General features: G+C 62.6%; 23 protein-coding genes and 1 pseudogene. 9 read left to right on the forward strand and 15 right to left on the reverse strand.

Features of this window, described 5'->3' with window-relative positions; genetic code table 11:
* The first annotated feature begins 48 nt into the window (after window positions 1-48).
* Window positions 49-1512: an aminotransferase-like domain-containing protein gene (locus AABD04_RS21935; protein WP_341442457.1), complete on the forward strand. Its 1464-nt coding sequence runs from the start codon at window positions 49-51 to the stop codon at window positions 1510-1512.
* A gap of 115 nt (window positions 1513-1627) precedes the next feature.
* Here the strand turns inward: AABD04_RS21935 and AABD04_RS21940 are convergent, their stop codons facing one another.
* Together AABD04_RS21940 and AABD04_RS21945 are read right to left on the reverse strand one after the other, a co-directional pair.
* Window positions 1628-2077, reverse strand: coding sequence for a YdeI/OmpD-associated family protein (locus AABD04_RS21940; protein ID WP_341442458.1), 450 nt, complete (start codon window positions 2075-2077; stop codon window positions 1628-1630).
* Window positions 2078-2189: 112 nt separating this feature from the next.
* A complete protein-coding gene (locus AABD04_RS21945; RefSeq protein WP_341442459.1) occupies window positions 2190-2657 on the reverse strand; it encodes an SRPBCC family protein in 468 nt (155 codons plus the stop codon).
* Between the two features lie 99 nt (window positions 2658-2756).
* Between AABD04_RS21945 and AABD04_RS21950 the strand changes: the two genes are divergently transcribed.
* Both AABD04_RS21950 and AABD04_RS21955 read left to right on the forward strand, forming a co-directional pair.
* The gene (locus AABD04_RS21950; protein ID WP_341442460.1) at window positions 2757-3365 is read left to right on the forward strand and encodes a ClpP family protease; all 609 of its coding nucleotides are present in this window, start codon (window positions 2757-2759) and stop codon (window positions 3363-3365) included.
* A complete protein-coding gene (locus AABD04_RS21955; protein WP_341442461.1) occupies window positions 3362-3988 on the forward strand; it encodes a ClpP family protease in 627 nt (208 codons plus the stop codon). Before AABD04_RS21950 ends, AABD04_RS21955 begins: the two co-directional genes overlap by 4 nt.
* On the opposite strand, the gene AABD04_RS21960 is transcribed toward AABD04_RS21955, so the two are convergent.
* The 4 genes from AABD04_RS21960 to AABD04_RS21975 form a co-directional block, all read right to left on the reverse strand.
* Entirely contained in the window at window positions 3946-4248 is a 303-nt protein-coding gene (locus AABD04_RS21960; RefSeq protein ID WP_341442463.1) for a helix-turn-helix domain-containing protein, read from the reverse strand. The genes AABD04_RS21955 and AABD04_RS21960 overlap by 43 nt on opposite strands.
* 45 nt (window positions 4249-4293) lie before the next feature.
* The gene (locus tag AABD04_RS21965) at window positions 4294-4731 is read right to left on the reverse strand and encodes a protein-tyrosine phosphatase family protein (RefSeq protein WP_341442464.1); all 438 of its coding nucleotides are present in this window, start codon (window positions 4729-4731) and stop codon (window positions 4294-4296) included.
* 506 nt (window positions 4732-5237) lie between these two features.
* Window positions 5238-5900 carry a class I SAM-dependent methyltransferase gene (locus AABD04_RS21970; protein WP_341442465.1) on the reverse strand — a complete coding sequence of 221 codons (663 nt, stop codon included), beginning with the start codon at window positions 5898-5900 and terminating at the stop codon, window positions 5238-5240.
* Between the two features lie 40 nt (window positions 5901-5940).
* Window positions 5941-6351 (reverse strand): SRPBCC family protein, encoded by a 411-nt coding sequence (locus AABD04_RS21975; RefSeq protein ID WP_423228177.1) that lies wholly within the window; start codon window positions 6349-6351, stop codon window positions 5941-5943.
* 124 nt (window positions 6352-6475) lie between these two features.
* On the opposite strand from AABD04_RS21975, the gene AABD04_RS21980 reads away from it, so the two are divergent.
* Window positions 6476-7147, forward strand: a complete 672-nt coding sequence (locus AABD04_RS21980; protein WP_341442466.1) for a TetR/AcrR family transcriptional regulator — start codon at window positions 6476-6478, stop codon at window positions 7145-7147.
* Complete coding sequence (locus AABD04_RS21985) at window positions 7144-8076, forward strand: TIGR01777 family oxidoreductase (protein WP_341442467.1); 933 nt, start codon at window positions 7144-7146, stop codon at window positions 8074-8076. The genes AABD04_RS21980 and AABD04_RS21985 overlap by 4 nt, the downstream gene beginning before the upstream one ends.
* 18 nt (window positions 8077-8094) lie before the next feature.
* On the opposite strand, the gene AABD04_RS21990 is transcribed toward AABD04_RS21985, so the two are convergent.
* The 3 genes from AABD04_RS21990 to AABD04_RS22000 are packed head-to-tail and all read right to left on the reverse strand — an operon-like array spanning window position 8095 to window position 11539.
* On the reverse strand, window positions 8095-8850 hold the full coding sequence (locus AABD04_RS21990; protein WP_341442468.1) for an SDR family NAD(P)-dependent oxidoreductase: 756 nt from the start codon (window positions 8848-8850) through the stop codon (window positions 8095-8097).
* The gene (locus AABD04_RS21995) at window positions 8847-10403 is read right to left on the reverse strand and encodes an AMP-binding protein (protein WP_341442469.1); all 1557 of its coding nucleotides are present in this window, start codon (window positions 10401-10403) and stop codon (window positions 8847-8849) included. Before AABD04_RS21995 ends, AABD04_RS21990 begins: the two co-directional genes overlap by 4 nt.
* A gap of 11 nt (window positions 10404-10414) precedes the next feature.
* A complete protein-coding gene (locus AABD04_RS22000) occupies window positions 10415-11539 on the reverse strand; it encodes a DUF5938 domain-containing protein (RefSeq protein ID WP_341442470.1) in 1125 nt (374 codons plus the stop codon).
* Window positions 11540-11783: 244 nt separating this feature from the next.
* Between AABD04_RS22000 and AABD04_RS22005 the strand changes: the two genes are divergently transcribed.
* Complete coding sequence (locus AABD04_RS22005) at window positions 11784-12422, forward strand: TetR/AcrR family transcriptional regulator (RefSeq protein WP_243596812.1); 639 nt, start codon at window positions 11784-11786, stop codon at window positions 12420-12422.
* Here AABD04_RS22005 and AABD04_RS22010 read toward each other — a convergent pair.
* Window positions 12416-13624 (reverse strand): citrate/2-methylcitrate synthase, encoded by a 1209-nt coding sequence (locus AABD04_RS22010; RefSeq protein ID WP_341442471.1) that lies wholly within the window; start codon window positions 13622-13624, stop codon window positions 12416-12418. The two genes, AABD04_RS22005 and AABD04_RS22010, sit on opposite strands and share 7 nt — an antisense overlap.
* An 89-nt stretch (window positions 13625-13713) precedes the next feature.
* Between AABD04_RS22010 and AABD04_RS22015 the strand changes: the two genes are divergently transcribed.
* The gene (locus tag AABD04_RS22015) at window positions 13714-14859 is read left to right on the forward strand and encodes a citrate/2-methylcitrate synthase (protein WP_341442472.1); all 1146 of its coding nucleotides are present in this window, start codon (window positions 13714-13716) and stop codon (window positions 14857-14859) included.
* 138 nt (window positions 14860-14997) lie between these two features.
* Here the strand turns inward: AABD04_RS22015 and AABD04_RS25205 are convergent.
* A pseudogene (locus AABD04_RS25205) lies at window positions 14998-15093 on the reverse strand (hypothetical protein); the annotation flags it as partial.
* Here AABD04_RS25205 and AABD04_RS22020 point away from each other — a divergent pair.
* Together AABD04_RS22020 and crcB are read left to right on the forward strand one after the other, a co-directional pair.
* On the forward strand, window positions 15071-15520 hold the full coding sequence (locus AABD04_RS22020; protein ID WP_423228245.1) for a fluoride efflux transporter FluC: 450 nt from the start codon (window positions 15071-15073) through the stop codon (window positions 15518-15520). The pseudogene AABD04_RS25205 and the gene AABD04_RS22020 overlap by 23 nt on opposite strands.
* On the forward strand, window positions 15517-15885 hold the full coding sequence (gene crcB, locus AABD04_RS22025) for a fluoride efflux transporter CrcB (RefSeq protein WP_341442474.1): 369 nt from the start codon (window positions 15517-15519) through the stop codon (window positions 15883-15885). The genes AABD04_RS22020 and crcB overlap by 4 nt, the downstream gene beginning before the upstream one ends.
* 3 nt (window positions 15886-15888) lie before the next feature.
* On the opposite strand, the gene AABD04_RS22030 is transcribed toward crcB, so the two are convergent.
* The 4 genes from AABD04_RS22030 to AABD04_RS22045 form a co-directional block, all read right to left on the reverse strand.
* Window positions 15889-16356 (reverse strand): GNAT family N-acetyltransferase, encoded by a 468-nt coding sequence (locus tag AABD04_RS22030; protein ID WP_341442475.1) that lies wholly within the window; start codon window positions 16354-16356, stop codon window positions 15889-15891.
* Between the two features lie 214 nt (window positions 16357-16570).
* Window positions 16571-16906, reverse strand: a complete 336-nt coding sequence (locus tag AABD04_RS22035) for a hypothetical protein (protein ID WP_341442476.1) — start codon at window positions 16904-16906, stop codon at window positions 16571-16573.
* A 408-nt stretch (window positions 16907-17314) separates the two neighbouring features.
* Window positions 17315-17791: a DIP1984 family protein gene (locus AABD04_RS22040; protein ID WP_341442477.1), complete on the reverse strand. Its 477-nt coding sequence runs from the start codon at window positions 17789-17791 to the stop codon at window positions 17315-17317.
* A 149-nt stretch (window positions 17792-17940) separates the two neighbouring features.
* Window positions 17941-18414, reverse strand: coding sequence for a MarR family winged helix-turn-helix transcriptional regulator (locus AABD04_RS22045; protein WP_341442478.1), 474 nt, complete (start codon window positions 18412-18414; stop codon window positions 17941-17943).
* Between the last annotated feature and the right edge of the window lie 41 nt (window positions 18415-18455).

Raw genomic sequence — 18455 nt, forward strand, 5'->3', positions numbered from 1 at the left:
ACTGCTTTGACGGTGAATAGTGCAGTCCAGTGTGCAACAGTGGACTGCATGGACTCGTTCGACGCCACCGCGATCTCGGCCCCGGAGCTGGCAGCACGTATCGACCCGTCGTCGCTGCGGAACAGATCCGGTGGTCCGCTCTACCTCGGCATAGCCGACGAGTTGCGGCGGTTGATCGAGAACGGTGAGGTGACGGCTCAGACGCGGTTGCCCGCCGAGCGGGCCCTGTCGATCAGTCTCGACGTCAGTCGGGTCACGGTGGCGTCGGCCTATCGCCATCTCCGTGAGGGTGGCTGGATCAGCGCTCAACGCGGCTCTGGCACATACGTTTCCCCGACGAGTTCGCTGCCGTCGTGGGGAACCCTCGGCGGCGATCGCGAGACTGCAGATCTCGGATTCGTCAACGCATCACCGTCGGCCTCGCCCTTGCTCGCCGACGCATACAGCGTTGCGGCCGAGAAGATTACGGGCCGATTCGCATCGGGCGGCTACGCTCCGTCGGGTCTGCTCGAACTCCGTGAATCCGTTGCCGCGTATTACCGAGGGCGCGGAATACCGACCACCGCAGACAACATTCTCGTCACCTCGGGGGCCACCGACGCCATCCACGCGGTGTTGGCGACGTTCACCGAGCCGGGTGCCCGGGTATTGATCGAGCACCCGACGTATCCGGTTGTCGTCGAACTCGTTCACACGTTCGGCGGTCGTTGCATCCCGGTGCCGATCGATCCTGAGAAACCCGAGGAGTTCGTGGCGTCCGCAGACAGGGCCGCGCGTCAGAGTGCCCCCACGTTGGCGTATTTCATGCCGGACTTCTCCAATCCCTCCGGTGCGCGGCTCCCTCTCCAGACACGACGCCAACTGTCCGCGACCATGCACCGACATGCGATACTGACCATCGTCGACGAGGTTGCGGCCGATCTTTCGATGGACGACTCACCCGACATCGAACCCTTCGGAGCGGCGACCCCGGACATCGCGACGGTGACGATCGGGTCGATCAGCAAGACTGTGTGGGGCGGCATGCGAGTGGGCTGGGTGCGCGCCGAAGCAGGCCTTCTGGCGAGAGTCACCGCAACCTATGCGCGACGCCAACTTTCGGCGTCCATTTTCGATCAACTCGCCGCGGTCGAGTTGATGGGCAAGTACGACGAGGTGCGCCGGGTGCGCGCCGACACGTCGAGAGTCGCACGTGATCACACCGTTGCTCTGATGCGAGACCGGTTGCCGGATTGGCAGTTCCGCGTTCCGGAAGGAGGCCTGGCCTTGTGGTGCTCCCTGCCCGACGGCATCCGATCCAGTGCACTGGTCGCCGAGGCTCACTCTCACGGCTTACTGCTGGCACCGGGACTGCGATTCGGCACGGGATACGCGTTCGACGATCATCAGCGCATTCCCTTCACCCGTTCACTGCCCGACATCACCTCAGCGATCGAGATCCTTGCTCGCCTGAGTTCGGCGGGTATGCCGACACCGGTCGTCGGGTCGAGCACGCCTGCCGCTGTGGTCTGAGCCCTCGGCCTCCGCAAACGCGAGCGCGTTTGCCGAACGCACTCGGACTCGCTGGCCAATCTGCGCGCGTCTGACGAATGCGCGCGCGTTTGCGACGTCGTACGGCCAACAGCAGTCAGGACCGAAGAGCCTGCACGATAGCCGCGATCCGACGCTCGCGTGTGTCGTTCCGCTTGGCGTCCGCGACGGAGCGGGCGTGCTCTTTACGCGTCGACGGTGCCAGCGCATCGAACGCAGCGCGCACAGCGGGATCCGCGTCCAGAGCTGCCGCCAACGCCGGCGGCAGCTCGATCACCTGCGGTTGGTCGTCCAACTCGATGGTCACGTCGACGGTGTCGCCGGCTTCGACGCCCAATGTGGCGCGAACGCTCTTGTTGAGCCCGAGCAGGTTTTCGCCGCCCATGCGCCCGATACGACCGCGCACGGTCTGTCCACCGATCGTGAACCGAACCGGCGGCGCCTTGGTGGAACCGAGTGACGCGACCTGCTCGTCACTGAGCACAATCGCTGCCGCAGGGCCCCGTGATTCGAGGACCGTGGACACCCGCAGAACCGTTGCTGCCATGCGATCAGGCTAACCGTCGGTGGTGCTCTGAGTGTCCACAATTCTCCTCGCTAGACGGAATCCCGCCACGGAAGTCGAATAGTGGACAGTCAGCGCACCTGGCCGACTGCACTCAGGCTTCGGCTTCCACGATTCGTTTGATTGCCGCCAGGGTCCGCGGGATGCCGTCAAGTGCCGCTTGGCTGCGAGTGTCGATTTCCTGCTGCGCGTCGTCGCCGAACTTGCGGTGGAAGTAAGCGATGCCGTCGGGTAGGAAGTTCCAGTTCTCGGTCAGGCGTGTGCCACCGTCCACCGACTCGAGGGTGTAGCCCCAACGAACGAAGTTGTCGCCCACCACCCAGGCGAATTCACGACCGGGCTCGGCTGCTGCCACTGTGGAGACCGTTTCCCACGTACGCCCCGGCACCACGTTGCGGCCGGTGAACGTCGATCCCACGCCGCCGCCATCGGGTTCGTTCCACCAGCACTCCTGGCAGATCGGGCTCCATTCGCCTGTTCTGGTGATGTCGGAGACAACGGCATACACGTCGTCGGCAGACGCAGCGACGACGACGGATTCGGAGAACTCGAGTGCAGTCATCTCACCATTGTCCCTCTGCACCCAACGAAGCTGTGAGCAGACTCGCTGCCCACAGCAGAACAATTGGCGTGCAACAGGATTGGCACTCACACTCGAACCATGAGCGAATCACCCCGAATGTTTCCGCCCGAACTCCGCAACCAACTCCTACGGCACCGAGTTCTGGTGCTCGACGGCGCACTCGACGACGACAACGGCACCGTCCTCACCACTCACCTGCTGACGTTGGCGGCAGAGAATTCCTCCGCCGACATCGCCCTGTGGATCCACTCCCCGGGCGGATCGGTACCCGCCATGCTCGCCATCCGCGATGTGATGAAACTCGTCCCCTGCGACGTTTCGACGCTAGCACTCGGATTGGCTTGCAGCGCTGGTCAATTCCTGCTGTCGTCCGGCGCGCGCGGAAAGCGCTACGCGCTGCCGCATTCACGGATTCTGATGCACCAGGGCTCGGCGGGCATCGGTGGATCGGCTGTCGAAGTGGAGGTGCAGGCCAACGATCTGCGGCATACCCGAGATACGGTGCTCGGTCTCATCGCCGACGACACAGGACAGACACGGGAGCAGATCTTCGACGACTCCCTGCACGATCGCTGGTTCACCGCGGAGGCCGCCCGCGACTACGGGTTCGTCGACGCCATCGTCGATTCGTTCGATCAGGTCATGCCCGCGAGACGGGTGTCGTTCGGAATGGAGTTGGCACGATGAGCACGTACACGATCCCCAATGTCATCACCCGAGATTCGCGCGGCGAACGCGTCATCGACGTCTATTCGCACTTGCTCAGTGAGCGCATCGTCTACCTTGGGACCGGGATAGACGCCGGTGTGGCGAATGCAATGATCGCGCAGTTGCTGCACCTCGAGGCCGACTCCCCCGACCAGGAGATTTCGATGTACATCAACTGCGAGGGCGGAGACACGGCCGCCATGCTGGCCGTGTACGACACCATGCAGTTCATCGGATCACCCGTCGCCACAACATGTGTGGGCCAAGCCGTTGCAGCGGGTGCTGTACTGCTCGCGGCGGGTGCACCGGGGCGACGCTCGACACTGACCCACAGCAGGGTGGTGTTGCATCAGCCTGCGGCGCAGGGACGCGGGACCATCCCCGATCTGATTCTGGCTGCCGATGAGGTCGTGCGAGTCCGGGCCGAGATGGAAGCAATTCTCGCGAAACACACAGGACGCGACGCGGCGAGGCTTCGCCACGACACCGACCGGGACCTGGTGCTGACGGCCACCGCCGCCCGCGAGTACGGCGTCGTCGACCAGGTTCTCGAGGGGCGTCAGGCTGCCATCAATGTCGCATCGCCTCGCGACAGGTCGTGATGCGCCAGGCCTGAGATGTCCGCCATCGACGTGCCCAGCGCACCGACAACGGCCGCGAGGATTTCACTCGACGGATCCTTGCGGCCGCGTTCGAGCTCCGACAAGTACTGCGGCGCAATGCCTGCGCGGGCAGCGGTGTCGGCCAGAGTGTCACCGCGGGCGTGCCGGCGCTCGCGCAATCGTCGGCCGACTACCTCTCGCCACAACGGTTCCACTGCGCGCGCTGCTCGACGCTCATCCATTCGTATGACCTCGCCCATGATCGGAGCCTAAGCCTCGATTTCGTGACGGGTCGGCGATTCTGCTCAGAGCAGAGAACCTGGCCTGACGAACGTCTTCGCAAAGCGCTTCTGCCAGGGGGTCTCCATAGCCCGGTGTGAGTAGTTGCGCCGAACGTAGTCGACGGCGGCACTGCCGGGCATACCGTCGAGCACCACGAGACACGCCAGCGCTGTGCCAGTACGTCCCACACCGCCGGTACACGCGATCTCGACCCGCTCGGTTGCGCAGCGACGCAGTGCTTCTCGTAGTACGGTCCCGAGTTTTTCCGTGTCGGACGGGAGCCAGAAGTCGGGCCATCGAACCCATCGGCTGTCCCAGTCGAAGTCGCCGGGATCCTTGCCCTGCAGGTAGACCCCGAAGTCCGGCAGTGGGCCGTCCGGCATCGAATCACGCAAGGCGCGTCCACGAACGAGATTGCCCGACGGCAACCGCAGCACGCCCGGGTTGTGTTGATCCCACATAGGGCTCCTCCTTCCCCTGCGTCGACTTCTGGAAGTATCGATGCTGCGGTATCGTTCGCTTCACCAACCCGAAGCACGCACCGGCCCGCCTCCGATATGGCGTACATGATGACAATTCTGCACGAGAGGGCAATGCCCCCGTCCGTCCGATGAACCCCCACAGGCCGCGTAAGACGCGAACCGATGGGTGGGCACTCCACTATCTGGCGCAGTGGCGTCGACGAGTCGAGTTTGTCGAAGATCGCGTCAATCGAAAGCACAGAGCGGTGTTCGACAATCGAGTGCCGATTCTGGCCGGATTCACGGGATGTCCCGCATGCGACGGCCACTTCTCCGGCGACGGACCGCGCGATGCATTGGAACGACTCATGCGCCGCGATGGGCGTCGTGCCCACCGATTACGCGTCGCAGTCGCTCGATTGGATCAGCGGTATCGTGACGTGACAGTCGAGATCGATCGGTCCAGGTCGATGCCGTGGTGGGAGCGCCGAGCACCGTGGGTGTGACTACCGCGGCGGCTTCGTCCACTCGATGGTGTGTCGAAACCCTATGCGGTGTCGCATCTTCACGCCCGGTAGCCGCTTTTCGACGATGTCTCGGATTTCGTCGAAGCTCAGCACTGGATCTTCGACCGGGAACGGTTCTGGTGCTGTCGCTGGGCTCGGCCACGGGCGGTGAATGAATCCGATCAATGGGTTGGTCACGATGGAGACCGAATCCCACAGCAGATCTCGTGCGCTCCGGGGTGGCGCAAGCCCGACGATGAGCGCACGCCCGCCCGGCGCCAGAATTCGCCCGACATGGTGCACGGCATCGTCGACATCGAGGTGATGCAGGACGGCGACCATCGTCACCAGATCGATCGAATCGTCTGGCCAGGAGTCGAGTTGGCGATCGGTGATGGACACGTTGCCCACAGCGGCAGAAGTCGCCTGTGCGATTCGACGCATCTCCGAATCGGAGTCTGCCCCAGCTACCTGATCGAAATGAGGAGCCAACGCACGCACCAAACCACCTCGACCACAGCCCATGTCGACCGCACGGCCACGCCGGTTCGGCAGATTCGCCAGAATCCAGCTGTGAAAATAGTCGTTGTGACTCCACGGGTGTCGCTCGTTCAGCTCCCGAACCCACTGGGCACCTACGCCTCCGATAAGGGACGTACCCATTCGTCTCAGCATCACGGAACCCCGTATCCACTCGGCGTGGTCACTGAGCTTCCAACAACTCTTTGAGTCTTCTCAGATCTTCGGCGACCATGTCGAGATCGCGTTCGAATTCGTCGGCGCTGAGTTCGATCTGGCGGACCGTGAACAGAATCTCCGCGCCATTCGGATGACTCAGCACCCGTACGGGATTGTTCACTACGGTCCCTGAAGGCAACGTGACGTCATGATCGAGGACGCCGAGGTCGTTGTGAGGCACGAAACGGACTGTCACCTGCCCCATCGGCGATTCAGCGAGAAGTCGATCTCCGTCGACGGTCACTGCGCTGTTGGCCAATCCTGCTGCCCACCTGGGTAAGTTCGCGGGATCCGCCGCGAATTCGTACACGTCGCCGGGTGTACACCCGATTACTTGGCTCACATGCCGACTTGCCACCACGAGTTCTCGATTCATAGCAGCGACCCTACGTACGGCGGGCCGCGCCGTCTCAGATCTCCCAACGATCGAACACCACTTGAACATGTTCAACAGAGGGTCTACCGTCAATTTTGAACACGTTCAGAAACGAGGCGGATCGATGGCACGCACGTCCGACACGCGAGGCAAGGTGGTCGAGGTAGCCCTACGTCTCTTTCGCGACGAAGGGTTTCAAGCGACCACCATGCGTCGCATTGCCGACGAAGCAGGCGTCTCACTCGGGAATGCCTATTACTACTTCGCCGGCAAGGACGAACTGGTCAGTGAGTTGCACAGGGTGATCCAGCGAGACCATCGCGAGCGCGCCCTCGACGTTCTCGTCGACGGCGCGTCGCTCTCCGACAACCTCGCTGCCGTCCTGCATTCCGGTCTGGACGTGATGGAGCCGTATCACGCGTTCGGCGGCTCCTTCTTGCACTTGGCACTGCCGACGAGCACAAGTTCCAGCCCGTTCTCGGAGGAGTCCTCCGACGCCAGATCCATGGCCATCGACCTCATGCGAACCACCCTGGAGGCGTCGAAACAGAAGGTCCCGGCACCACTGAAAGACACTCTTCCGCAACTACTCTGGATGCTCTACATGGGAGTCACCCTCCATTGGGTCACCGATTCCTCGGACAACCAGAGACGAACACGCACCTTGGTCGACGGGCTCGTACCCGTCGTATCCAAAGCAGTGCGCCTCGCCCGCCTCCCGGTGGCACGAGGGTTGGTCACCGACGTGGCCGGCCTGCTGAAACGAGTGACATCCCCAGAAGGGCTCGAACAATGAGTGATTCACCCTCGACCGTCGTCCTGTGCGGTGCCTCGGGCTACATCGGCGGGTACCTGCGTCGCTCCTACGAAGATCGCGGCATTCGCGTCAGGACCATCGGCCGCGGAACATCCAGCGACGCAACGTGGTCCGACCACCGCAGTGTCGTCGAGGTCCTCGACGGTTCCGATGTCGTCGTCAACCTGGCCGGCCGCTCGGTGAGCTGTCGCTACAACAAGAAGAACGCGGACGAGATCATGTCGTCGCGAATTCAGACGACGGCCCAACTCGGCCGCGCCATTGCCGACGTAGAGAACACACCTCGATTGTGGGTCAACGCCAGCACCGGCACCATCTATCGCGACTCGCGCGACAGGCCGATGGACGAACGATCCGGCGACATGGGATCGGGATTCTCGGTCGAGGTGGCTCGTGCCTGGGAGCGTGAGCTCTTCGACGCCGATGTAGCCATCCGCAAGGTGGCGCTTCGCATGTCGATCGTCTTGGGCGCAGGCGGCGGGGCCATCAATCCGATTATCGATCTGGCCAGAGTGGGGCTCGGCGGCACGATGGGCGACGGCGGCCAGATCTTCAGTTGGGTGCACGTCGCCGATGTCGCACGCGTCCTCGATCACCTCTACGACAACACCGATCTCTCCGGCCCGGTCAACGTTGCTACTCCGTTCCCCGTCACCAACGAGGAGATGATGCAGCAGGTCAGAAGTACCCTGGGCCGCAATCATGGGCTGCCGACACCTGCGTGGCTACTCCAGTTCGGTGCACGGGTGATCCGGACGGAGGCCGAACTGGTTCTGAAGAGTCGCTGGGTCGACCCGAAAGTGCTGATAGACAGCGGTTTCGAGTTCCACTATCCGAAGCTGAGCAGTGCACTGGCAAATATCGCATCCGAGACACCACGAGGGTTACTCCCCGTCGCCCTGGGATGACGACGGGGAATCTCGAATCTAGACGAGCGACGCCGACAATCCTCCGTCCAGGATGTAGTGGCTTCCGGTGATCCACGACGCCCGGTCCGACGCGAGGAACAATGTCACTTCCGCGATGTCCTCCGGCGTTCCCAGCCGTCCCTGCTTGGCAGCCACGAGATCGCCGAACGGGATCTGGGTCGCCGCCTCGAAGTCCGGGACGAGTCGATCGACCATCGCGGTATCTGCGAATCCGGGGCAGACGGCGTTCACTCGCACTCCCGATGCGCGCATCTCGATGGACGCGACGCGAGTGAGCTGGATGACGGCAGCCTTTGTGGCACAGTAGGACCCGAGTAGTGCGGTGCCGCCCACCCCGGCGAGCGATGCGATGTTGACGATGTTCCCCTTGGACTCGACCAGTGCACCGATCGCGGCCTTCATCACCAGGAAAGTGCCCTTGACGTTGACGGAGTAGATCTTGTCGAAACTCTCCGTCGACTGCTGGAGCAATGGCGAGGACACTTCGATTCCCGCGTTGTTGACGACGATGTCGAGGCCACCCAGGATGTCGACGGCCTGTGCCACCGCACTCTGCACCTGGCTCTCGTCGGACACATCGCAGTTCGCGATACCGGCGGCACCGATCTCCTCGGCCGTCTTGGCGGCTGCGTCTTCATCGATGTCACTGACAACGACACGCGCGCCGCGCTCGATGAACATCCGGGAGATGGCCTTTCCGATGCCGGCTCCCGAACCGGTGACGAATACTCGCTTGCCCTCGAACTCGGTCATGGTGTGCTTCCCTTCGATGATGAGTGAGACATGGCGCTGCGTACTTCGGTCTTGAGAATCTTTCCCACTTTCGAGCGGGGAAGGTCGGTCCAGATCTGAATCTGTTTGGGTGCCTTGACGCTTCCGATTCGCGTTTTCACGTGGGAGATGAGATCCGCATCGGAAGCATCGCGGCCTGGTCGTAGGAGGACCGCGGCGGTGACGCGTTCGCCCCATTTGTTGTCGGGTAGCCCGACAACGGCGCATTCCTTCACCGCGGGATGCGACAGCAGCGCCTGTTCGACTTCCGCCGAGTAGACGTTGAATCCGCCCGTGATGATCATGTCCTTGGCACGGTCGACGACGAACAGGTAACCGTCGTCGTCGAGGTACCCGATGTCACCGGTGTGATGCCAGCCGTATGCACCGACTTCAGCTGTGGCGTCTAGATTCTCGTGATATCCCTGCATCACGAGGGGGCCACGAACGACGATCTCGCCGCGTTCGCCGCGCACCAGCAGTCCACCGTCGTCGTCCATGATCGCCACCGTTGTCAGGGGAGTCGGCTTGCCCGCCGAACTCAACCGCTCGGTGGCGATCGATCCGTCGCTGCGGAAGTGATCGGCCGGAGCGAGCGTGGCGATCATGTTCGGTGCCTCGGTTTGTCCGAACAGCTGTCCGAGTACCGGCCCGATACGGTTCAGCGCCTCTTCCAGTCGTGTCGGCGACATCGGTGCGGCTCCGTACCAAAGGCACCGCAACGACGACAGATCCGTGATGTCGAGATCGGGATGATCGAGCACACCGTAGATCACCGTGGGTGGGAGGAACGCGTGGGTGATTCCATGCTGCTCGATGAGGGACAGGAACTTTCCGATGTCGGGCGCACCCATCACAACCACGTGGCCGCCGACACTGAGGATGGGGAACGTCAGCACGCCCGCAGAGTGGGTCAGTGGAGCGAGCGCCAGGTACCGAGGCCGATCCCCGAACGGGTAACTCATCAATGCCGTTGCGGTGGAGGTCATCATGTTCGCCTCGGTCAACCTCACCCCCTTGGGTTTTCCGGTCGTACCGCCCGTGCCTGCGATCATGCACAGGCCGTCCGCCGGCCGTCTGTCGGCAACCGATTCGGAGCTGTGTTCGACGAGCCATTGCTCGTAGGACACTGCCCCTGGCACGTCGCCGTCCAGACAGACGAGCCAGTCCAGCCGCGGAAGCTGATCGCGAATACGACCGACAAGATCCGCAAAAGCTTTTTGAAAGAACAAGAATCGGCACCCGAACAGGTCGAACAGTTGCCGGTTCTCATCTGCTTCGTTGCGTGGATTGATCGGGCACCACACCGCCCCCGCTCGCGAGATCGCGAACACGCAGGTCAGCGCGAGCGGATCGTTGGCAGAGAGCACCGCAACTCGATCGCCGGCCTCGATTCCGTTGTGCTGCAGAGCACCTGCGATCGCAACGGTATCGTCGTACACCTGGCCGTAGCTTCGCGTGGTGTCACCGATGGTGAGACAGGGTGCGTCTCGGCCCAGTGACACCCCCTTGTCGAGGTAGTCGGACAGCCGCATCGGCCCTGACCTCAGCTGTGCGTGGTGACGATGGGTTCGAGCACCAGCCCGAATGCGCGGAGCACGCCGAGCAGTTCACGATGTCCGAATGCCTGACAGCTAGAGGCAAATCCCACCTTCTTCGGCGGACCTTGCAGTAATTGGGCTGCTGCATAGGCGTTGAGCAACGCGGTCTGCTTGTAGTTGCAGTTGCCGTGGATCACTGTGTGCACGCGGCCGAGCGGGCCCGACGCATAGACCGAGTCGAGTGAGGTGTTGATGCGCGGGTTCTCCCGTGGAGGTGTTTCGCTGCGCACCGAGGACGACACCGTGTCGATGATCTGGTACTTCTCGGCGTCGGACTTCCCCTCCATCTGAGCCAGTGCGGACGAGATGATTTGAGGTACCGCGAGCATCAGCGGCTTGTTGATCACGCCGCCGAGGGCGCGAGCATTCGCCACGCGAGGATCGTTCTTGAACCACACCGGATGGGATGTCCCACCCCAGGGCAGGGCCAGGCCCAGGTCGTGCTGTCCGGGCACCACAACCTGCATGACTCCGTCGTCCGGCCACTCGACGTACTGGTTCTGTTCGAGGTAGTAGGCCTTGGAAAACGCGGCGTTGGTCAGGATCGTGTTCGTCGACGCGACCGTCGGATGCCCCTTCCAGAAGACCTCGATGTCCAGTGTGTCCAGCCCCGGCGTCTCCAGGCAGATGTTGGCCGCGATCTCCCCGATGCTGTACATCTGGGCCAAACCGGGTGTGAGAACCAAGTTTCGGGATGCGAACTCGGATCCGTACTTCGCCTCGGCGTCGATCATCCAGTCCTGCTCGCCGGTGGTGTCGGTGTAGTGCGCACCGATCTCGATGCACGCCTGCGCAACCTCGTGTCCGAATCGCGAGAACGGTCCCACTGTGTTGAGAACGATCTCGGCACCCCGAAACGCCTCGGCCAGGGCCTGCGAGGTGTGTTCGACCTCGACGACGTCGTACTCGACGGTCTCGACACCCGGAACCGCGTCGACGATGCCCTTGACTCGGGCTTCGTCGCGACCGGCGGCCAAGAACGGAATGTTGTACTCGCGCAGGTACTCACAGATCAATCGGCCGGTGTAACCCGACGCTCCGTAGACGACGACGCGCTTGTCGGTTGGCATGAGATGTCCTCTCGTGATCGGTCCGCCCGCACAGTGGACCTAGATTGGTCGAGACTTCGAGCACCGGAGGGGACGTGCGAACATCCGGCCTTCTGACGTGTGCTGCGGATCACACTAGGATAGAATTTGTACACCCGTCAAGCCTTTTCTTGACGACTGCCCAGATTTTGAGTGGCCGAAGTTCGCCACACGACCGCCGGGCATACACTGACGTGACGATCTACGCGCGGAGAGGACACGGACCATGCCCCAGACAGCTGATCCGCGCGCACGTATCGAAGAGCGCGCACGCAACAAGTTCGAGGCCAAGCGGACCGAACTGGCTCAGGCGACACTGCACACGCTGGCCGAATTGGGCTATGCGCGCACATCACTGCGAGAGATCGCGCAGAATTCCGAATACTCGCACGGCGTGCTCCACTATTACTTCACCGACAAACTCGACCTCATCACGCACGCGGTTCGTCAGTACGAGGCCATCTGCGTCACTCGTTACGACGAGGTGGTGGCCAACGCAGTCGACGCCACCGGCCTGTACGCGGACTTCGAGGCGAAGTACTTCGCCACTCTGGCGGCGGACGCCGGCATCCATCGGCTGTGGTACGACCTGCGGAATCAGGCATTGTTCGACGGTTCGTTCCGCGACGACGTTCTCGAGATCGAGGAACGTCGCGAATACATGATTTGGCGTGTGGTCGCTCGGTACTGCGAACTTCGCGGCACCACTTCTTCACTCGACAAGCCCTCCGCCTACATCCTTCTCGATGGCATCTTTCAGCGCGCCCTCCTACATCACCTGGCCGGCAACACAACCGAGGTCGACGCCGCGCATCGGCAGCTACATGCTGCGTTCGCTCTGCTCGATTGCCCGACGCCTCAGTAGGTTTCCGGCCGAGTCCCCGTGTAGATGCCCGGCACGCGAAAGCGCAGGGGCGCTTCGTCGTATTCCTCGAGGGCGTGTGCCGCCCATCCCACGATCCGGGCCAGTGCGAACAGCATCTCCGGCGTGTCTGCCCTGAGTCCGTAGGCGAGGGTGAACGCGGCGAGAGCGAAGTCCGAGTTGGGGAAGGTATCGAATCTGCTGCTCACCTCCTCGACTATCGTGTCCGCAGCAGCGACCACTGCAGGGTCCGCACCGTGAGCGGGGTCCCGAAGCAATCGCAGTATTTCCTCGGCGCGAGGGTCTCGGTCGGTGTAGATGACGTGCCCGAAGCCGGGCACCCGCTCCCCCGACCTCAATCGTGTTGCGAGAGCATCTACCGGATCGTCGATCGCTGTGGACAGGAACCGGTACACCGGATCGGCGGCGGAGCCGTGCAGGGGGCCGTCGATGCACCCCAGTCCCGCGGCAACAACCGAATACAGATTTGCCCGGGTGCTCGCCGCCACCCGGACTCCGAGGGTCGAGGCGGCCAGGCCGTGATCGGCCATCAGCACCAACGCAGCCTGTAGCGGCACCGACCCGCGCGGATCGGATGCACCGGTCTTCAGAGAGTCCCAGATCGATTCTGCCACCGACAGTTCCAACGATGCGTCACCGAGTGCCGCCGCCACCGTGGCCAACAGATGGCCTGCCTCCTGCACCACCGAGGTGGATCCGATGTCGAATCGCAACGGGCGGTAGGTGGACGCCACGTCGACAACAATGCGTATCCGGTCGATCGAGCGGCAGTCCGGTGCGATCGACCCCAAGGCTGCTCGACATCGTTGCACTACAGTGGAATCGGCACTGAATCGCACATCGTCCAGCAGCTCACCCGTCCAGACGAAGTGTGCAACCGACTCGAACGGGAGAGAGCTCAGCTCGACGGCATCACGACCTCGGTAGTACAGATGCCCGTTCTCGATCAGCGTGGTCTGTGTCCGAATTCGTTCCACCGCGCCGATATCGGTTCGGCGGGCCGAGTCACGGCCCGCAAGCGATTCCACCTCGTCGACGTCGAACACGCTCCCCCGCACACCGGGTAGGCGCGTACTGGTCAGCAGTCCGCGGCTGACGTAGGCGTACACCGTTTCCGGCTTGACGCCCAGCCGTGATGCCGCTTGGGCTGTGGTGAGGAGATTTCGGCCGTCCGCGTGGTTCATGGGCGTCTTTCATATTGATGCAATCAACATTGACAAGAATCAACGTTAGCGCGGATCGTGGTGCTTGACCAGCGCGAAGGAGTGCAACCATGACCGTGATCGAGGCCCCCAGGGGGCTCCACAATGTCGTCGTCACCACCACGTCGATCGGGGACGTGCGTGGCGACGAAGGTTTCTACCATTACCGCCAGTACTCGGCCATCGACCTGGCTCTGACAGGCACGTTCGAGGACGCCTGGTTTTTGATGGTCGAGGGCCGGTTGCCGGAAGGCACCCAGCGCGCGGAATTCCTGCGCACGGTGGCACCCTTGCGAATACTGCCCGACGACGTCGCCGCAGCCGTGCGGACGGTCGCGCGATCAGGTCCCGAACAGCCTCTCCTCGCGTTGCGGACGGTGTTGTCGGGGTTGGCCGGCGCGGTACCGCTGTACGAGTCGTCGGAGTCGGACAAGCGGACGACTGCCCTGCGGCTGTGCGCGATGACGCCCACCATTCTGGCTGCGGTGCACAGGATTCGGTCCGGCAAGGAACCCGTCGAACCGCGGCAAGATCTGACGACGGCTCAGAACTGGTTGTACATGATCACCGGAGATGCGCCCGACGCGGCCAGCGCCCGGGCCGTCGACCGCTACCTCACCGCCACGATCGATCACGGGTTCAACGCGTCGACTTTCACTGCGCGAGTCGTGGCGTCGACGGGGTCGGACATCGCATCCGCAGTGTGCGCCGCGATCGGCGCCTTCGCGGGCCCGTTGCACGGAGGTGCCCCGGATCGCGCTCTCGACGGGTTGGACGAGATTGCCGACATCGACTCCGCCGATGCGTGGGCACGTTCCAAAATCACGGCAGGCGAGCGCATCATGGGATTCGGTCATCCGGTGTATCGCACCGACGATCCCCGATCGGTGATGCTGCGCGAGACGGCGCAGGAGATGGGCGGGGACCTCATCGACAAGGCCGTACAGGTCGAGAAGATCATCGCTGCTGCGCTCGAAGATCTCAAGCCCGACCGCAAGTTGTACGCCAATGTGGAGTACTACGCCGGCGTCGTGATGGAACTGTGCGGAATTCCGCGATCCATGTTCACTCCGACCTTCGCGTGCAGCCGGATGGTGGGGTGGTGCGCAAACATCGTCGAGCAGTCTCACGACAGCAAGATCATCCGGCCGATCGCCCGCTACGACGGCCCTGTGCCTTCGGCAGTGGCACGAACGAGTGCCGCCCAGGGCACTTAGCCGCTCCACTGCGGCGAAGCCGCACCGCGGTGTGTCATGATGGAAACGCACCTCGGTGTGCAGCGGCGGTGGGGCTCGCCGTAACCGAACCTCGGTCTTCGCGCCGACAACAGTCCCTGTCTCGGCACTCGTATGTCCGCAGATAGGGAGCAGGTTGATGAACGATTTCGACGACGAACAGAGCGATACCGCGGCCGATCGGGCCCTGCCTGTGGACCCGGACGGCGTCGACACGGCGCGTCCTCTACACGTACAGCCGGCGGCAATTGCCGCAGTTGCTCTCGGCGGTCTGGTGGGCACCGGCATTCGCTACGGCGCGGAGTCGGCCTTCCCGTTCGTATCCGGTTCGTTCCCTTTCACCACTCTCGTCATCAACATCACCGGCGCGTTCATCCTCGGAATGTTTCTCGAACGGCTCGCGCTGTCCGGACCAGACAGTGGCCGGCAACGACGGATACGGCTGTGTATCGGCACCGGGGTACTCGGCTCGTACACCACCTACAGTTCGTTCGCCCTCGAGACCGTGGAGCTGTTGCGAGATCATCGCGTCGTGGCTGCCGCGGTGTACATGACCGTCAGCGTGGTCATCGGTACGTTGGCGGCCGGGGCGGGCATCGTCTGCGCGCAACGGTTCGGCACCCGCGCGGAGGAGAAGCGATGATCGCCCTGTGGGTCGTGCTCGCCGGAAGTGCCGGTGCAGTCAGCAGATTCGTCCTCGACGGCGTCATTCGGTCACGACTGAAAACCGAGTTTCCCTACGCCACAGTGCTGATCAACGTCACCGGATCGGCCGTACTCGGTGTCGTAGCAGGGTTGGTGGCGTTCCGCTCGGCACCGGAACAGGTGCAGGCCATCGTCGGCGTCGGATTCTGCGGCGGCTACACCACTTTCAGCACCGCGAGTGTGGAGACCGTTCGCCTGCTCGAACGGCGTCGCTACGGTCTCGCTGCGTACAACGCGATCGGCACGGCGCTCTGTACTACCGCGGTTGTCGGTGTCGCGATGGTCGCGACGGCGTACATCTGATCGTCACAACTGCGCCCGCATAGCAGGAAAGGCGCTGGCAGCGAAACCGTTTCGCTCGTACATGCCCAGTCCTGAGGGCGTCGCCATCAGCTCCGCTCGTGCAATGCCGGTTTCCCGAGCCCAGTCCATCACCGCAGCGAACGCTCTGCCGCCGAACCCCTGACCTCGAGCTTCGGGTGCGGTGCAGACATTGCTGATCAGGACATCACGTCCATCCGGTGAGAGAGGCGAGGGTGCAGCGTCTCGAACGGCACCCATGGCGCAGGCCAAGACCACGCCGTTGTGTTCGACGACGACAATGGCGTAGTTCGCATCGTCCAATCGGTCGACGAACCAGTCGAATGCATGTGTGCACCAGAGCTCGTCACCGGTGACACTGCCCATCGATCGAAACATTTCGGCGCGTAATTCGACGAGTGCGTTCACGTCGCCCATACATGCCCGCCGAACCGTCACACCGACCTCACCCATGATGCTCACCTCATCCCATCGTCACCCCTGGCCTCAACCTGGTGTACACGGGCTCATCTGATCAATACGCCCGATCACTTGATATCACCGTGAACGCTTCTGACACGCGTGGCGAGATCCGAATATTCGACGATGAGTCCTGACGCGTCGTAACGTACTTTCGAAACAGGCAACTTCGGTCGACCATTTCCACCCTGCGCTCCGTAGCGCAGGTTCACAAGGTCTTGATCTTGGCGAACGGGTATCCACCGATAACCACAGCGACGAACACATAAGCTGCCAGCCCTGCCAACTCCCACGTTGTTCTCTCTCGCTGGAAGTCGGAGAATATCCACAACAACGGAGCCAGTAGCAGAATGGCTGCAGCGACGCCGCAGACAACGAACAGCCTGTTCGCCCGTGCCCGTAGGTGCGGCGTGGTCTTCACCCGGTCCGGTACGTCATCGCCGTAGTAGTCCGGATAGAGAGCTTTGCCGCGTAGCCCCACTGACGAACCGAAGCCGAACGCGACGATTCCCACGATCAGCCCCAGGGCGAGTGCAGTGTTCACGACGGTGCCGCTCTCATGTCGGTGACATCGGAACCGAAACGTATGAACCCAGATACAGCAAGACACCCAAGCTCATCCGATCGTCCATACCGCACGGTATCAAATCGACGTCGATCAAGTGCGCCACGACTACTGCGCCGTTCGATCGGTTCGAACGATGCAGGCTATCCGCCAACCTTCATCCTGACCATATCGCCGGGTGGCCCCTTACCCACCCTCGTTCCCGTTCGATCAGCACACGGTAGTGCGATGTGCGCGGTGCACCGTCCTGCGTGAGTTGTACTGAGCTGCACTATGACCGGGCGAATACCCGAAACGCTGCTCACCGCGCGGGAGAGAGGCCGGAAGACCGCCGGCCACGGTACGTGCTCGCCTCGAACGAAAACTACCTACAACCCGGCGTCCGGCTCACTCGTCGATCAGGTCGAATTCCCAATTGACGCGTTGAATTTCCAAGTCCACGAGCCGAATACGCTTGGCGATATCATCGGCAGTAGAACGCAATTCGGCAACTGGAAGAGCTGCCACGTGCACCAACTCCGATCGCAGTTGGCGCGGTCCGTATCGACGCTCCTGATCGCGCCCCGACGCCGCATCCGCCGCGGCGGAGATCGCCTTGTGGCGCATACGTAGTACGTCACGCGATGCGAGCGCGTCCGTGATGGTTCCGTCTCGCACTGTCGCGGCGCTGTTCGTCCGGTTTATCCGACGGATGAGAACTTCGAGGCGGTCGAGAGCAATCATGTACTCCGACAACAGACCGACCGCATTCTCTGCCGGTGATTCACCATCCTGGTGGCGGGCATTCGCCAGAATTCGAGCTTTCACATGCTCGGCGCGCTTGATCAGTTCGCCTCGTTCTGCGAGGGCCTCGGCAAGCTTCATGATCTGCACCTCGGGCCAATAGCACCGAAGGTGGAATGACTGGGGGCGCTCATGCGCCTTTCGACGTGTCGAATCTGTTCATGGTTCAACAAGTACCACAGTTCACCGACATTCGGAAGGGCCTGTGCGAGTAACCGATCGACACACCTCTACCGAAGATCGGAGAGAAGTCGCTTCAACAGGCCGGCGAGTTGGCTTCGCTCATCCGGATTCAGCGCCCCCAGCAAAGCCTCTTCGTTGGCCACGTGCGCGGGTAGCGCAGCATCCACAACGTCGAGTCCGGCCGGTGTCAACTGCACGATGATCACCCGACGATTCGTCGGGTCGATTTCTCGTTCGATCAGTCCTTTGTCGGTCAGTCGGTTCAAACGATGCGTGATAGCGCCGGACGTCACCATTGCACTGTCCAACAACTGTCCGACAGTGAGTCGATGCGGGGCCCCGGTACGCCGGAGCGTCGCAATCAGATCGAATTCTCCTGGCTGCAAACCGAATTCGGCCAACACCGCGTGAATGCGCTTGTCCAGAACCGATGCCGCTCGGCCGATACGCCCGATGACCGCCATAGGGCTGACATCCACATCGGGACGCTCGACCTTCCACTGTTGCAGGATCCTATCCACTGCATCGTGCGCCTCCTCCGACACCGACGAACCCCTCACTG

This window comes from Rhodococcoides navarretei, assembly GCF_038069675.1.
Taxonomy (GTDB): Bacteria; Actinomycetota; Actinomycetes; order Mycobacteriales; family Mycobacteriaceae; genus Rhodococcoides; species Rhodococcoides navarretei.